The sequence below is a fragment of the Jatrophihabitans cynanchi genome (assembly GCF_027247405.1).
GTDB lineage: Bacteria > Actinomycetota > Actinomycetes > Mycobacteriales > Jatrophihabitantaceae > Jatrophihabitans_B > Jatrophihabitans_B cynanchi.
On the sequence record NZ_CP097463.1, the window covers coordinates 2,061,334 to 2,075,130 of the forward strand.

Annotated in this window: 13 protein-coding genes; 1 reads left to right on the forward strand and 12 read right to left on the reverse strand. The window is 73.2% G+C overall.

Features of this window, described 5'->3' with window-relative positions; translation table 11 throughout:
* Positions 1–21: 21 nt before the first annotated feature.
* Positions 22–2,949 (forward strand): BTAD domain-containing putative transcriptional regulator, encoded by a 2,928-nt coding sequence (locus tag M6B22_RS09980; RefSeq protein ID WP_269445611.1) that lies wholly within the window; start codon positions 22–24, stop codon positions 2,947–2,949.
* A gap of 21 nt (positions 2,950–2,970) precedes the next feature.
* On the opposite strand, the gene M6B22_RS09985 is transcribed toward M6B22_RS09980, so the two are convergent.
* From M6B22_RS09985 to M6B22_RS10040, 12 genes are read right to left on the reverse strand one after another with little or no spacing between them, the layout of a single operon-like run.
* On the reverse strand, positions 2,971–4,167 hold the full coding sequence (locus M6B22_RS09985; protein WP_269445612.1) for an NADase-type glycan-binding domain-containing protein: 1,197 nt from the start codon (positions 4,165–4,167) through the stop codon (positions 2,971–2,973).
* Positions 4,164–4,703 (reverse strand): phage tail protein I, encoded by a 540-nt coding sequence (locus tag M6B22_RS09990; RefSeq protein ID WP_269445613.1) that lies wholly within the window; start codon positions 4,701–4,703, stop codon positions 4,164–4,166. The genes M6B22_RS09985 and M6B22_RS09990 overlap by 4 nt, the downstream gene beginning before the upstream one ends.
* Positions 4,704–4,715: 12 nt before the next feature.
* On the reverse strand, positions 4,716–6,668 hold the full coding sequence (locus tag M6B22_RS09995) for a putative baseplate assembly protein (protein WP_269445614.1): 1,953 nt from the start codon (positions 6,666–6,668) through the stop codon (positions 4,716–4,718).
* The gene (locus M6B22_RS10000) at positions 6,668–7,078 is read right to left on the reverse strand and encodes a GPW/gp25 family protein (protein ID WP_269445615.1); all 411 of its coding nucleotides are present in this window, start codon (positions 7,076–7,078) and stop codon (positions 6,668–6,670) included. Before M6B22_RS10000 ends, M6B22_RS09995 begins: the two co-directional genes overlap by 1 nt.
* A 4-nt stretch (positions 7,079–7,082) precedes the next feature.
* Positions 7,083–7,367 (reverse strand): PAAR domain-containing protein, encoded by a 285-nt coding sequence (locus M6B22_RS10005; protein ID WP_269445616.1) that lies wholly within the window; start codon positions 7,365–7,367, stop codon positions 7,083–7,085.
* Between the two features lie 10 nt (positions 7,368–7,377).
* The gene (locus M6B22_RS10010) at positions 7,378–9,210 is read right to left on the reverse strand and encodes a VgrG-related protein (RefSeq protein WP_269445617.1); all 1,833 of its coding nucleotides are present in this window, start codon (positions 9,208–9,210) and stop codon (positions 7,378–7,380) included.
* Positions 9,203–9,988 (reverse strand): CIS tube protein, encoded by a 786-nt coding sequence (locus M6B22_RS10015; RefSeq protein WP_269445618.1) that lies wholly within the window; start codon positions 9,986–9,988, stop codon positions 9,203–9,205. The genes M6B22_RS10010 and M6B22_RS10015 overlap by 8 nt, the downstream gene beginning before the upstream one ends.
* A gap of 6 nt (positions 9,989–9,994) precedes the next feature.
* On the reverse strand, positions 9,995–10,438 hold the full coding sequence (locus M6B22_RS10020) for a phage tail protein (protein ID WP_269445619.1): 444 nt from the start codon (positions 10,436–10,438) through the stop codon (positions 9,995–9,997).
* Positions 10,439–10,472: 34 nt separating this feature from the next.
* Entirely contained in the window at positions 10,473–12,722 is a 2,250-nt protein-coding gene (locus M6B22_RS10025; protein WP_269445620.1) for a hypothetical protein, read from the reverse strand.
* A gap of 3 nt (positions 12,723–12,725) precedes the next feature.
* A complete protein-coding gene (locus M6B22_RS10030; protein WP_269445621.1) occupies positions 12,726–12,884 on the reverse strand; it encodes a DUF6760 family protein in 159 nt (52 codons plus the stop codon).
* Entirely contained in the window at positions 12,881–13,342 is a 462-nt protein-coding gene (locus tag M6B22_RS10035; protein WP_269445622.1) for a hypothetical protein, read from the reverse strand. Before M6B22_RS10035 ends, M6B22_RS10030 begins: the two co-directional genes overlap by 4 nt.
* Positions 13,342–13,785 (reverse strand): phage tail protein, encoded by a 444-nt coding sequence (locus tag M6B22_RS10040; RefSeq protein ID WP_269445623.1) that lies wholly within the window; start codon positions 13,783–13,785, stop codon positions 13,342–13,344. Before M6B22_RS10040 ends, M6B22_RS10035 begins: the two co-directional genes overlap by 1 nt.
* Positions 13,786–13,797 lie beyond the last annotated feature (12 nt).

The following is a 13,797-nucleotide window of genomic DNA, read 5'->3' on the forward strand; positions in this document are numbered from 1 at the left end:
CAACCGGTCCCGATGGCCCGGGTGCGCACACCGGTTGCGCACGGGCACACCCGGCTGCGCCTGCACCGCATGCTGGACACTGTGCGCGCCACCGGGCTCGCGCTCGTCGTCGCCCCCGCAGGCTCGGGCAAGACCACCCTGCTCGCCCGGTGGGCGCGCGCGCAGAGCGGCATCGTCGCCTGGTACCGGGCCGATGCGTCCGACGCAGGCGCGGGACCGCGCTCGGCGCTGCCCACGATCGTGGCCGCGGCGCTGCGGGTCGCGTTCGTCAGCAGGCTTCCGGACGGGCACCCGAGCCTGGCCGGCACGGTGGACGAACTCGAGGACCTCGTCGCCCTGCTCGAGGCGGTCGAGGAGAAGGTGGTACTCGTCGTCGACGACGTCCAGGAACTCGCCGGCACGGGCGCGACGGCGGATCTGGAACGCCTGCTGCTGCTCGCCCCGCCCAACCTGCTGGTACTGCTCGGCGGCCGGGTGATCCCGGAGATCAACCTGTCCCGCGGCGAGGTCCGCAGCCCGGTGATCATCGACGGCGACGACCTGCGGTTTCGCAGCTGGGAGGTCGAGGAGCTGTTCCGCGACTTCCACCGCGAGCCGCTACTGCCCGAGGACGCCGCGGTGCTGGCGCGTCGCACCGACGGCTGGGCCGTGGCGCTGCAACTGTTCCACCTGGCCACGGGCGGCCGGGCGGCAGCGCAGCGCAGCGAGGCGGTGCGCTCGCTCGGCCCGGCGCGATACGCCAAGGAGTACCTCTCGGCGCAGGTGCTCGCCGGCCTGCCCGAGGAGTTGCGTGACCTGCTTCGCCGCACCTGCGTGTTCGACACCGTGACGGCGGACCGCTGCGAACGGCTGCTCGGCCGCGGCGGTGCCCAGCAGGCACTGGAAGAACTCGAACACCGGCAGGCACTGACCACCAGCGACGACGGCGGCCTCACGTTCCGTTATCACCAGGTGCTGCGTCGCTACCTGGAGTCCGCGCTGCGCGAGGAGTTGGGCGATGCCGGTGCACACGACTGGTACCGCCGGGCCGCGGACATCCTGGAGGCCGACGGTGCGGTGGTCGAGGCGCTGCGGGCCCGTTGCCGTGCCGCGGACTGGGCCGGCGTGCGCCGCCTGCTGCACGAGGACGGCGAGCGGCTGGCGGCCGACCCGACGTCCAACTGGGCCGAGCTGCTGCCGCTCTGGCTGAGCCGGGACGATCCGTGGGTCGCGCTGGCCGAGGCCCGCCGGCTGCTCGACGACGGGCAGTTCCACGCCGCCGAACGCGCGGCGCGGCGGGCCCGCGAACAGTTCACCCAGCAGCGCGGGCGAGAGCAGTGCGGCGAGGTGCTGCGCACCGCCACCGCCTGGGTACGCGGCCCGCAGGAGATCGACGCGCGGTGGGCGGACCTGCTGCGCGCGGCGGTCCAACGCAACCCGCAACTGCAGGCCGAGCGGGCGCGCCGGCTGGGGACGGCGATGGGTGAACTGGTCGAGGGACTAGCGCACTTCCTGGCCGGCGACCAGGCGCGTGCGGTGACCGTATTGCGCCGGCGCGCCGGTCGTCCGGACGATGATCGCCGTGCCGCACTGGCCGCACGCCTGGCACTGGCCGCGTTCAGTGTCTTCGAACGCTCGCGGGCGGCAGCGCTGCGCGAGCTGGACGCGGTGTGCGCCGAGGCCGAACTGTGCGGTTACACCTGGCTGGCTCGCACCGGCCAGGCGATCGTACTGGTGCTCGACGGCGACCCCGCCCGGCTACATGCCGCCGAGGAGTTGGCCCAGGACTGCGTGGCCCGCGGCGACCTGTGGGGCGCGCTGGTGATCGGCACCTGCGTGCAACTGGCCGGGCTGCGCAGCGGCGCCCCGGACCTGGACAAGCTGGAGGCGTTCATCGACTTCGCTCGCGGCATGCAGGCCGGCGTCCAGGAGGCGTGGGCGCGCTGCGTGCAGGCCCTCGTGTTCGCGGCCGAGGACCGCCCCGAGGCGGAGGCGTACGCACGGGCAGCGGAGTCGTTCGCACGGACGGCGGGCGCGACCGGTGCACTCGCCATCGCCTACTCCGCGCTCGCGCTCGCCCGTACCGAGGATGCCGCCGAGCTCACCGAGCTGGCCGCCTCCACCAGCGCCGAGATCGGCCTGGACGTACAGCCCTGGCGCTGGCTGCGGCGCGCGACCGACCCACCGCCGACCGTGGCCCGGCGAACGGCGGGGAGCACCGGACCGATCGCGGGGCCGCGCTCGCTCGAACTGAGCTGCTTCGGCCCGTTCCGGCTCTCGATCGGCGGCGTCGTGCAGCCGCTTACCGGCGCCCGTCCCAGGGCCAGAGCCCTGCTGCGACTGCTCGCGCTGCACGCGGGCGAACCGGTGCACCGCGAGCGGCTGGCCGACGCGCTGTGGGGCGAACTCGCCTCGGACGCGGCGCTGCACAACCTGCAGGTGAGCATCTCGACGCTGCGCCGCATGCTGACGCCGGGCGAGCAGCCGCGGCTCTCGCTGATCGAGCGCGACGGCGACGCGTACCGGCTGGTGCTCGGCAGCGACGCCCGGTACGACGTCCGCGAGTTCGACACCGAACTGTCGACGGCGGCGCGTGCCCGCAGTGCCGGCGACCCGGACGCAGCGATCGCCGCGCTCGGGCGCGCGTTGAGCAGCTACGCCGGCGACCTGCTGCCCGAGGACGGTGCGGCCGACTGGGTGATCGACCCGCGCGAGCGGTACCGCACCCTCGCAGTGGGTGCCGCCGCCACCCTGGCCGAGCTGCACCTCGATCGCGGCGACGCGGAGTCGGCCGCCGGCGCGGCCGCGCGCGGCGTGCACATCGACCGCTACCACGACCGGTGCTGGCGGGTGCTGATCCGCGCTCACGAGGCGCAGGGCGATCACGCGGCGGCGCAGCGCGCGCTGCGGGGCTATCGCGACGTCCTGGACTCGCTCGGCGTCGCGGCCGAGCCGGTACCCTACCGCTGACTCCCGGTGCCCTGCCGCTGACTACTTGCGCGCCAGGAACTCCAGCTCCCCCAGCGCGACCAGCTTGCCGGCCGCGGGCCGGTAGGTCGACAGGATCGTCACCTGCACGTCGGTGACGTCACTGACTGCGAGGTGCAGGTCCTGGGCGCCGGGCTTGTCGCTGAGCGTGAAGTCCTTGACGACGCGTGCGTGCCCCTTGCGGGTCAGGGTCACCTCGATCCGCTGCGCGCTCGACTCGGCGAGGTAGTCCTTGAGCTGATCGGACGCGCCGTTGAACACCCGCAGGTACACCAGCCGGTACGGCGTGGCGAAGCCGAGGGTCACCGACTGCCCGGACGCCTTCGCGCTGTTCCCGGGCGCCCAGTACACGTTCGGCGCGCCGTCGCGCACTGCTCTCGCGCCGTGCCCCTTCGCCGCGGACGTCGCCCTGAACGAGGTCGGGTTGACGACCCTGGTTCCCTTCACCCGGTCGGCCACCGAGTTCGCGGCGCCCGACCAGTACGGCTTGGTGAAGAACACCGCCGCGGCGGCCACGACCAGCACGGCGAGCAACCAGGCCAGCCAACGGTAGGACCGCCGCCTCGTCCGGTACTCCGGACGGGTGCCGGCAACGGGCGCAGCACGCCCGCTGCGGACGAACATCCGCCGCCACCACGGCGGGGCGCCCACCACCGGCGCATCGGCCAGGTCGTTACCGCAACGCCGGCAGAACTTGCGGGACGGCGCGTTGCCCGCGCCGCAACTGCCGCAGATCACCTCACCGGGCGCAGCCGCCCGCTCCTCCGGCGGCAGCTCGCGACGGCGCGGCTTCGGCGCGGCCGCGCCGGGGCGCACCGCGGCCGGTTGTTGCACGGTCGCCGGTTGTTGCGAGGTCGCCGGTTGTTGCGAGGTCGCCGGTTGTTGCACCGTGGCCGGTTGTTGCACCGTGGCCGGTTGTTGCACGGTGGCCGGTTGTTGCACGGTGGCCGGTTGTTGCACGGTGGCCGGTTGTTGCACGGTGGCCGGTTGTTGCACGGTGGCCGGTTGTTGCACGGTGGCCGGTTCCGGAGCAGCCGCGACCGGGGCAGCCGGTGCCGCGAGCGCGGACGGCGCCGGTTCGTGCACCGGTTCTGCCGTGGGTTCGAGCCGCTCGCCCGCCCACTCCAGGTAGGAACCGCACTCGCCGCAGAAGGATTCGCCATCCTCGTTGCGAGCGCCGCACGACGTGCAGACGATCATGGCCCGACCACCTCCACCGTGTGTGCGATGTGCGCCGGCTTGATGGCGCCGACCAGCTTGGCCACCCGCCGCACGTCCACTCGGGACGGGTCCTCGACCGTGACGCGCACGTGCACGCTCGCCTCGGCCGACCCGGGCAGCGCTGCGCCAGGGGTCGCCGACCACCGGGCCCCGCCGCTCTCGAGCACCTCGACCGCGCCGCCGGTGGCCAGCGCGACCGCGTCGCGGATCGCGCCCGGCGTCCCGTCCCGCCGGTAGGCCGCCACCGCGCTCGCGACGAGCCGACGGCGCCGCGGCAGATCCCACGCGTCGGCGAACTCGACGCCGACCCAGGTTGCCAGCCAGTCGAGGAAATCGGCGGGGGCCAGGTGCGGGTCGACGTACGCGTCCAGGTCGTCCAGCGTCGCCACGATCGGCGCGAGGGCGACGTCGAACGCGGACACGAACCGCATCGCGAACTCGTCGTCCTGCAGCACCGCGGGCAGTTCCAGGGCGAGCGGTGCCGCGGCGACGAGATCCTCGATCACCCCGCGCACGGCTCGCTCCCCCTAGACACCTGCCGACACCCGCACCTGGTGCTCGAAGGAGAACGCGAGCGCGTGCCTGTCCAGCGGGATGCGCTGCACCGCGTCACCGCGCTGGCCGGTCAGCGGGTCGGCCGCGAACAGCCGCACGTCATCGACCACCTCGATGCCGGGAAGCCGTTGCAGCACCGAGTACACCTCGCCGGAGCGCACCGCACGGCCGAACGTCCAGCCGTTCCCGTCCATGCCGCCGGTGAGCGGATCGAGATAGCGGTACAGCGCGGCGAGCGCGGCGGCACGCACGTCCTCGACGCGGGCGCGCGCCAGCGCGGTCAGCTGCGTCACGACCGTCACGCCCTGGTAGAACGGCGGCTCCACCAGCAGGCGCGCCCCCACCGCGCGGCGCTCGTCGAGGTAGCGGGTGATCCGTTCGAGCACGTCGTCGGACGGCACCAGATCCTCGAAGCGCACCCGGCCGGTCTCGTCGGCCGCCGCGGCCGGCACCACCAGCAGGCGCAACCCCCCGGCGTCGGCACCGTCGCCGGCCGGCACGCAGTGCACCCGGGCGACGTCGGGTGCGGCCTCGCGGGCCAGGTACTCGTAGTCGCCGGGCGTGATCGCGCGGTCTCGGGTGCGCAGCAGCAGCGGGCCGCGGACCTTGGCCTGCTCGATGGTCTCGCCGGCGATGCCGCCGGTCGCGGGACGGCGGTTCTCCACCCGGTCCACGAACGGGATCGAGGTGCGCAGCACGTTGATCGCGCGCGCGCTCACGTTGCCCGCCGAGCCGCCACCGGTGCGGTAGCTGCGCACCCGGATCGGCGCTGCCTTCGGCGGCACCGCGCCGTAGTGCGTGAACGCGCCGTCCGGCTCGCGTACCGCGGGACCGAAGGTGATCGTGCCGCTGGTGCGGTCGATGCGCAGCACGTGATCATCCGGGCCGCACCGGGCGAACGAGCTGGTCTCGGTCCACGCGTCCCAGCCGTGGCCCGCCGCGACCTCGACCGCGAACTGCGCGTCGCCGGCGACCACCGGCGCGCGCGCCAGGGCGAACGACTGGCCGGGCACGCCCTCGGAGATGCCAATGATCTCGTCGGTGACGGTTTCCGCGTGGGTCGCCGGCACCGTCGCGCCGATCGTGAACGCGCTGAGCTTGTGGACCGTCGGCGAGGCGCCGTAGAACGGGAAACCGGCCTCGGCCGCCACCACGCGGCAGCGCAGCCAGCCGGCCCGCTGCCCGTCGATCAGCGAGGCGGCGTGCGTGCCCGGTACGTGCACGATGACGTCGCCGGCCCGGTTCAGGCCGCCCGTCTCGTCCCGGTCGAGGTCGCAGCGGCTCCACGCCGTCCCGGTCCAGGCCTCCCAGACCAGGGGCGGGAACAGCGGGTCGACGCCGACGCCCTGCACCGAGCAGTCGAAGCGCAGCGCGATCGCGCAGTTCGGCGCCGCGTCGCTGAGCCCGAGCAGCAGCGCGTCGCCGGGCACCGGATGCGCGGTGAAGCACGCGAACTCGCCCTCGCCGACCAGCGCCTCCGGCCGGCCGTGGACCTCGCCGCCGTCGGGCTGCGTGGCCACGTGCCGTAGCGAGCGGGGCGGGATCGTCAGGTCGCGCACGGTCTCGAAGTTGACCGACTCGTCGTCCTCGGTGCGCAGCGTGCACACCTCGGTGCCGGCGGGCACCCGCACGTCGTCGTCCTGCGCGGCGGAGAGCCAGAAGGTGACCTGAGCGGTCGCCGCGGTGGGCGGGAAGAGGGTGGTGCCGATCAGCTCGAGGAACTTCACGTACAGCCGGTCCGGCACCCGGTTGAGCCGGTACAGCAGCTGGTCGACCATGTACGCGAAGGTCTCGATCAAGGTGACGCCGGGGTCGGACACGTTGTGGTCGGTCCACTGCGGGCAGCGCTGCTGGACCAGTCGCTTCGCGTCGTCGACGAGGTCCTGGAAGCGCCGGTCGTCCAGGTCGGGCACGGGCAGCGCCATTACGCGTCCTCCGGTTCGTGCGACGGGATCACGTAGAACGGGAACACCAGGTTCCGCGGGTCGTTGGTGCCGCGGATGCTGTAGTGGATGTCGATGTAGAGCGTGCCGCTGTCGACCTCGTCGAAGCGGACGAAGACGTCCTCCAGCGTGATGCGCGGCTCCCACCGGTCCAACGCCACGCGCACGGCGTACGCGATGTCGCCGGCGGTCGCGGCGTCGGCCGGCGCGAACACGTAGTCGTGCACGGCGCAGCCGAACTCCGGACGCATCGGCCGTTCCCCGGGCGCGGTCGCCAGGATCAGCCGGATGCTCTCCTCGATCTCGCGCTCACGGCTGACCAGCGCGATGCCGCCGGTGCGGTCGGTGCGCAGCGGGAACGCCCAGCCGGCACCGATGAACTCCTGCCCCATCGCCTCAACCGCCGATCAGGACGGTCGGGCAGCCAGGTGGCAGGACCGGGGCGCCGCAGCCGGACAGGTCGCCCACGGTCACCGCCGGGCTGCCGCCGATCAGCACGCTGACCGCCTTCGCCGTCATCGGCGACGGCGGGTGCGGGCCGGCCGGCGGCGGGAACGAGCAGGTGTGCAGGTCACCCAGCACCGACGCCGGCAGGCCGCCGATCAGCACGGTGGCCACACCCGGCCCGGTGATGACGCCGGGGTGCGGGGTCAGGTCCCCGACGCGCGCCGCAGGTGGCATGCCGATCTCCTCAGTTGATCTTCACCAGCGGGGCCTTGACGGTGGCGACGCCGGAGGCGGACAGCTCGGCGGATGCCTGGCCGGCGACCTTCACGCTCGCGCCGCTGAGCTCGGCGGCGGCCTGCGCCTGCGCCGTGACGCTGGCGCCCTTCAGGACGAGGTCGGTGGTCGCCTCGATCTGCACCTTGTTGCCCTTGATCGACACCGAGCCGCTGTCGGTCCTCACCTGGACGTCCTGCTTCGCGGTGACCGAGACCGGCCCCTCGGAAATGATCTCGATCTTCTTGTCGGTCTGCGACAGCGCGATCTTGTGCGCCCCCTGGTTGGTGCTGATCGTCAGCACCTCGCTCGCGGACGACTCGAGCAGCTCGACACTCATGCCGGTGCGCGAGACCAGGGCCCGGCACGTCACCTGCCCGGAGTTGCCGTCGATGACGTCGGACCAGGCCGGCTTCGGCTTGTCCTTGCCGTTGTAGATCCCGCCGAGCACGTACGGGTCGTCGACGTGCCCCTGCCCGAACGCCACGAGCACCTCGTCGCCCACCTCCGGCAGCCACACCAGGCCGCGGCCCTGCCCGGCCCCGAACTGGAGCACGCGGCACCAGTGGCTGACGTAGTCGCCGGACAGCATCGGCAGCTGCACCTGAACCCGGCCCAGTTGCTCGGGGTCCTTGGCCGAGCTGACGATCCCGATCATCACGCCGTCCATCTGCCCCGGCCGGCCCGCACCGGGGCCGGCCCCCGCGGCGACGCCGAACAGCGATCGGTCCGAGGCGTTGCTGACCGTGACGTGGGTGCGGTAGCCGCAGTCCGGGCTGAACTCGTGCCGCGCCGAGGTGACGGTGTACTTGCCGTCGAACGGCTCGCCCACGTTCGTCAGGGCGACCGCCGCGCCGGCGCACAGGTCCGGGTTGCCCACCAGCACGCACTCCAGCTCGGCCAGCGAGCCGGCGAGCCGATCGGCCACCGCCTCGGCCCGCGCCTCGCACTGGCCCTGGACGGTGAACCGCGAGTCGGACTCGATCCAGTCCGGGCTGCTGAAGCTGGTGGCGACGGCGGCCGGGGAGAGCGTGCTCAACTGGGCGCTGCTCGTTCTCGGCACGGCCGTCCCGACCGTCGCCCGCTTCTGCTTAGGGTCCCAGCCGCGTACTTCGACCCTGGGCACCTGGTCGGCCGCGGTGACGGTCGCCCGCATGGTGATGATGTTGCGGTCCTTCTCCAGGACGAACGCGTTCTGCCCCGCGTCCTGCGCCGTGCTCGGCGCCTGGTCCGGCGCGGTGGCGTCGCGGAACTGCAAGGTGCCGTCGACCATCTTCACCTCGGCGCCGATCGCGCCGGCCAGCCGGGTCAGCAACTCCCAGTCGCTGATCGCGTTCTGCGCGACGTGTTCGTGCACGGTCGTGGACGACGCGCTCGCCCGCACCGGCAGGCCGGCGTCACCGCCGAGCTTCTTCGCGATGTCACCGGCGGTCATCTTGACGTACGTCTTGACCCGGCGTCCCCGGAACAACCGGTGCGCCTTGTCGAAGCCGCGCACGAGCACGTGCGTGCCGGTCGCGTCGATCTCGGTCTCGACCGCGGTCACCTCGCCGTCGAGCAGCACCTTCGGCGCGCTGCTGTCGCCGGCCTGGACGCTGATCCTGACCGGAACGCCCACGTGCAGCCCGGCCTTCTTGAGCACCTCGCCCTCGTTGTCGCTGAACCGCAGCACGAACAGGTCGGGCGCGTTGCGGGTGCTGTCGACGACCACGCTGGCCAGCAGCGCAGCCGTGTCGGCGGCCAGCGGCGAGCCGTTCGCGGTGACGAGTGCGGTGTAGACCGCCCCCTCCCTGGGCTTAGGCACGGATCACCTCCCGCGCGGCACCGTCCGCCGGGGCCGCGGTGAGTTCGGCGAGCGCCGGGAGCAGCAAGACGGTGCCCGGCCGCAGCCGCATCGGGTCGTCGATGCCGTTCGCCTCGGCAACCGCTCGCCACCTGGCCGGGTTGCCGTACTCGCGGTACGCGATGGCCTGCAGCGAGTCGCCCTCGACGGTGGTGTGCACGCGCTGCGGCACGAGGCCGCCGGACGTCGGATTCTGCCGCGGCGCGTCGCCGGCCAGCTCCTCCAGGGTGACCGAGACGGTTGCGCGCACCGGCAGTCCGCCGGAGGTGAACAGCGTGTACTTCACGCTCACCGAGCTGATGTAGGCGAGGAACCCGGTCAGCCCGCCCCAGCGGAACAGCACCCAGGGCGGCGAGCCCTTCTTCTGCTGGAAGGACGAGTCGGTCGGCACGCAGCACGCGAACAGTTGCTCCACCCGCTTGACCACGCTGTTGTCCTGCGTGTCCGAGGCGTCGAAGAACATCTCCAGGGTGAGCTTGGACGGCTGCGGGCCGTTGTACTGCGGCGGGCCGCTCTTCTTGTTCCCGCGCGCGCTCGAGCGCGTCCAGGCCGCCGACTTGGACAGGCTGAGTTCCTTCGGATTGAACTGGAACTCGATCTTGCCCAGCTGGGGGCCCGGCTTGGCGAACGAGCCGTCCGCCGAGGGCTCGTGCAGCTGCAGGTACGCGTGCTCCAGCTTCGGCCGGCCGCCGTTGCCGCCGCCGACACCTGTTGCGCTGAACGCCACCGGGCTGCTCATCGCGGCTCACCGCCCCGCCGGCAGGAAGCCGTGGTGCGCGATCTCGATCGTCTCGGTGAGCACCTTGGGCGCGTCGGCCGCGAGCGACGGCCCGGTCCAGCGCACCGGCACGACGTCGAGCAGCCCCCACTGCGCGACCACCTGCCCGTCGGTGGACATCGCCTCGATCGTGGCGGTGCGCCGCGTGTACCCGGCGGCCATGCTGGAGATCCAGGTCGCGATCTTCTCGGTGTCCTTTCCGAGCGGGCGGGTCAGCTTGACGTTCGGGTACTTCAGCCGCGACGGCAGTTGCCAGACGAAGCTGTTGTTGCCGCCCTCCTCGCGCGTCTCCATCACCACCTCGCAGCCGAGCCCCTCGCACGAGGAGAAGACGCCGAGGTCGACGTCGTCCAACTTGACGACGAAACACACCGAGACGGCGGTGTCGACCTCCTGCAGAACCGAGCTCATCGCCTGTCCTTTCGCATTGGACCCACCCCGCGTCTCACCGCGGGTCCGAGCGCAGGCCGCGCCGTTCCCGGTCGATCACCATCTCCGCCTTGATCCGCCTGGTCAGCGGACCGAGCAGCCGGCCGGCCAGCCGGTCCAGCTCGGTCGGGTCGAGTTCGGCACCCGGGTGCGGCGAGCCCGCGCCGGACGCACCGGCGGACCCGCCTCCGGGCGACATGACGGCGTCGGATCGGCCGGACGGCTCGATCGCGGTGCCCACGGCGGGCCCCGTGCTGCTCTCGGCGGGCCCTGTGCTGCTCTCGGCGGGCCGCGCCGTGCTCTCGGCGGCCTGGCTGGCTTCGAGGTCGGTCTGCACCTCGGGCGCTTCGGTTCGCTGCACACTCGCCACCGGCACCGGCATCGGCAGCGGCGCGGCTGACGGTGTGGGTGATGCGGCGAGCGGGGCGGCAACCGCGCTCGCGGCCGGAGCGGGAGGGGGCGAATCGGACTGCGACACCCGAGCCGGACGATCTGCCGCGTGCGGCCCGCCGGCGCTGCGCTGCACCGCTTGCCCCGACCGGCCGGCTAGCGCCGGAGCGGGCACCGCCGGAAGCGGTTCATAGCCGGTGACATGGGCGAACCGATCGGCGCGTGCCGGCACGGTCACCTCGGGCGGGAGCAGTTCCACGCGGGCGGCCGGTGGTGCCACCGCGAGCCGGCCGTGGGTCGTGGACGGGCTTGCCGAACCGGCGACTGCCTGGCCGGCCGCCGGTCGCGCCCCGACGGTGGACGTCGCGCGCTGCACCGCCGAACCGGCGGACGAGGGCGTTCGCGGTGCGGCGGCGCCGAGCTGCAGCGCAAGCGGCCGGTCGCCGAGCAGGCCGACGTGCCGCTGGATGGCGACTGCCGGGGTGCGGGGCAGGTCGAGCGCCGGCGCGGCGAGGATTGCGGGTGGCTCCGGGCCGACCGGCTCGCCCGCCGACCCGGCTTCGGCAGGGGTTGCCGCCCGGCCGGCCGCTGCGGATCCGCCGGGCACGCTCGATGCGGCCGATTCCGGGGACGCGGTCGGCGCACTCGGAGCGGTCGGCGCACTCGGCGCACTCGGCGCGGTCGGCGCACTCGGAGCGGTCGGAGCGGTCGGCATGGCCGGCGCCGCGATCGGCGCACTCGGCAGAACGGGCACACTCGATGACCTCGCCGCTGCGGCGTGATCGGTGGGTTCCTGCCCGCGCCGCTGGACGGTCCGGGCGAGCGCGGCGGCGGGAGCGCGTGCGGCGTCTCGGACAGCCAGGATCGGCGCTTCGGTACCCGCCCGCGCCGGCCCGGACGTGCTGCGCTGCACCGGCATCGCCGCCGCGGCCGAACCGTTCGGCAACGGCGCCCCGAGCCCCAGCCGGGGCGGGGCCGGCCGCGCTGCGGCGCCTGCGCTCCGGCCCGGGGGGGTCGCGGGCGTGGCGAGCGGGCGCGGCACCGGGACGTAGGTGGCGCCGCCACTGTCCGCTCCGGTGACCGCTGCGTTGCCCGGAACGGGGACCGTGGCGCCCGATGCCAGCAACGGCGCGAAGGCGTGCTGCGGCGGGACGAGCTCGGAACTGGCCTGCACCGCAGCGTGCACGGCAGAAACCTGCTCGGGAGCAACGCGCTCGGCAGGAACGTGCTCGGCCGCGACATGCTCGGCCGCGAGATGGGGTGCCGCGGGCTCGGCCCGGTCGGCGGCGGCCGCTCCCGACGCTCCGTCCGCTCCGTCCGCTCCGTCCGCTCCGGCCGCTCCGTCCGCTCCGGCCGCGTCAGCGATCACGGCGACGCGTACCAGCGGCATCGGCGCGTCCGGCGCGCTGAGCAGCGGCGAGCCGGCGGATTCGGCCGGCGGCACCACCAGGGCGGTCGGCAGCGCGGTGCGCTGCACCACCGGGCGGGAACCGGGCCGAACCGTCGGCGGCTGTGGCGAACCCGTTGCCGGTGCGGCCGCCGGCAGCGGCAGCGTCGTCGCCGGCGCTCGCTCGGACGGGCCGCCCACCCCGCGGCCGTCCGCGTCGATCACGCCAGCGGGCGCGGCGGAGCTGACGGCGTGGCTCAGCGTCCCGGTAAGCGCGGGACTGCGCCACACCGCCAGGTCGTGCCGGTGCGTGCCCGGCGACTCCGGCGCGATCACCCGCTGCAGTGGTGGCAGGAACGCCCAGCCGGCGGCGGAGACGGTGGCGTCAGCCGTCGGCGGCCGGACAGCGGACGGCGCGGGGCGCACGGCGGGCGCGGCCGGTCCGCCGCCCGCGCCCTCGCCGGCGCGGCGCTGTAAGGGCCACCTCATGGATCAGCGCTCCTCCGAAAGGCGGGTGTTGATCGCCGCGATCTCGGCCACGTAGCGCCGGCGCTGGCCGTGCTCGAGGTCGAGGATGTCCTCGAGCTGCCAGTGGAAGTGATAGGCGACGTACGCGACCTCCTCGTACAGCCGGTTGGACGCGTACGTCACGATTCCCCCAGGCGCCCACCGGCGAGGTCGATCGTGAACCGGTTCGAGCACTGCGGGCAGGTGACCGCCGCGCGGGTGTGACCCTCGGCGTTGATCCGGCGGTAGAAGTCCTGCAGGAACGCGACGTCCGAGGCGAACATGTTCTCGATGACATTCGAGTTGATCAGATCGAGCGTGCCCAGCGCCGTGATCACCCGGCTGAGCAGGACGACCGTGGTGAACGCGGCGTTCTCCTGTACCCGGGCGTCGTACAGCGGCAGCAACTCGTCCCGCGCGGTCGCCAGCCGCATCGTCCCGGTCCGGTGCACCACACCGTCCTTGTCGAGGAAGCCGCGCGGCAGCTCGAAGTCGAACTCGGTCCGCAGCGGCGCCCGCTCCTCACGTGCCCGCGCGGGCGCGGCCTGCCCGAACTCGTCGGGCGGGTCGGCCAGCGCGGCACCTGCTCGGGATCGCTGCATCAGGCTGCCTTGACCTCGTCGTAGCAGATCGTGAACTTCTCGGTGGCCGGCTCGGTGGAGCCCGCCTTCAGCGAGCTGATCTCGACGCTCTTCACCCAGCAGTTGACGAAGCTGTAGGACTTGATCGGGGCCCCGGAGTAGTCCATCAGCGAGACCTCCGCGGTCTTGCGGACGCTGGCGAGCTGTCCTTTGAACACCTGGTCCAACCAGTCGGTGATCGTCTTGCTGTCGGTCAGCCCGCGGGTGACGGTGAACTCGCCGGCCTTCTGCCGGCCCATCACCTGGCGGACGATGAACTTGCCGTCGGCCGTCTGCTGCTTGAACTCGATCTTGTCCACCTCGAGTTTGAGGCCGGAGACCTCGATGACCTCGGGGACCTGCACTCCGTCGATCTTCACGATGAACGCGTAACCGGCGGAGATGTCCATTGCGGGAAGCGGCATGGCTGCGAACTC

Bases quoted from the DNA above. Each gene is read 5' to 3' on its own strand.
- M6B22_RS09985 (WP_269445612.1), bottom strand. From the start codon at position 4,167: ATGATCGTCTGCACGTCGTGCGGCGCTCGCAACGAGGATGGCGAATCC.
- M6B22_RS09995 (WP_269445614.1), bottom strand. From the start codon at position 6,668: ATGGCGCTGCCCGTGCCCGACCTGGACGACCGGCGCTTCCAGGACCTC.
- M6B22_RS10000 (WP_269445615.1), bottom strand. From the start codon at position 7,078: ATGGGGCAGGAGTTCATCGGTGCCGGCTGGGCGTTCCCGCTGCGCACC.
- M6B22_RS10005 (WP_269445616.1), bottom strand. From the start codon at position 7,367: ATGCCACCTGCGGCGCGCGTCGGGGACCTGACCCCGCACCCCGGCGTC.
- M6B22_RS10015 (WP_269445618.1), bottom strand. From the start codon at position 9,988: ATGAGCAGCCCGGTGGCGTTCAGCGCAACAGGTGTCGGCGGCGGCAAC.
- M6B22_RS10020 (WP_269445619.1), bottom strand. From the start codon at position 10,438: ATGAGCTCGGTTCTGCAGGAGGTCGACACCGCCGTCTCGGTGTGTTTC.
- M6B22_RS10025 (WP_269445620.1), bottom strand. From the start codon at position 12,722: ATGAGGTGGCCCTTACAGCGCCGCGCCGGCGAGGGCGCGGGCGGCGGA.
- M6B22_RS10035 (WP_269445622.1), bottom strand. From the start codon at position 13,342: ATGCAGCGATCCCGAGCAGGTGCCGCGCTGGCCGACCCGCCCGACGAG.
- M6B22_RS10040 (WP_269445623.1), bottom strand. From the start codon at position 13,785: ATGCCGCTTCCCGCAATGGACATCTCCGCCGGTTACGCGTTCATCGTG.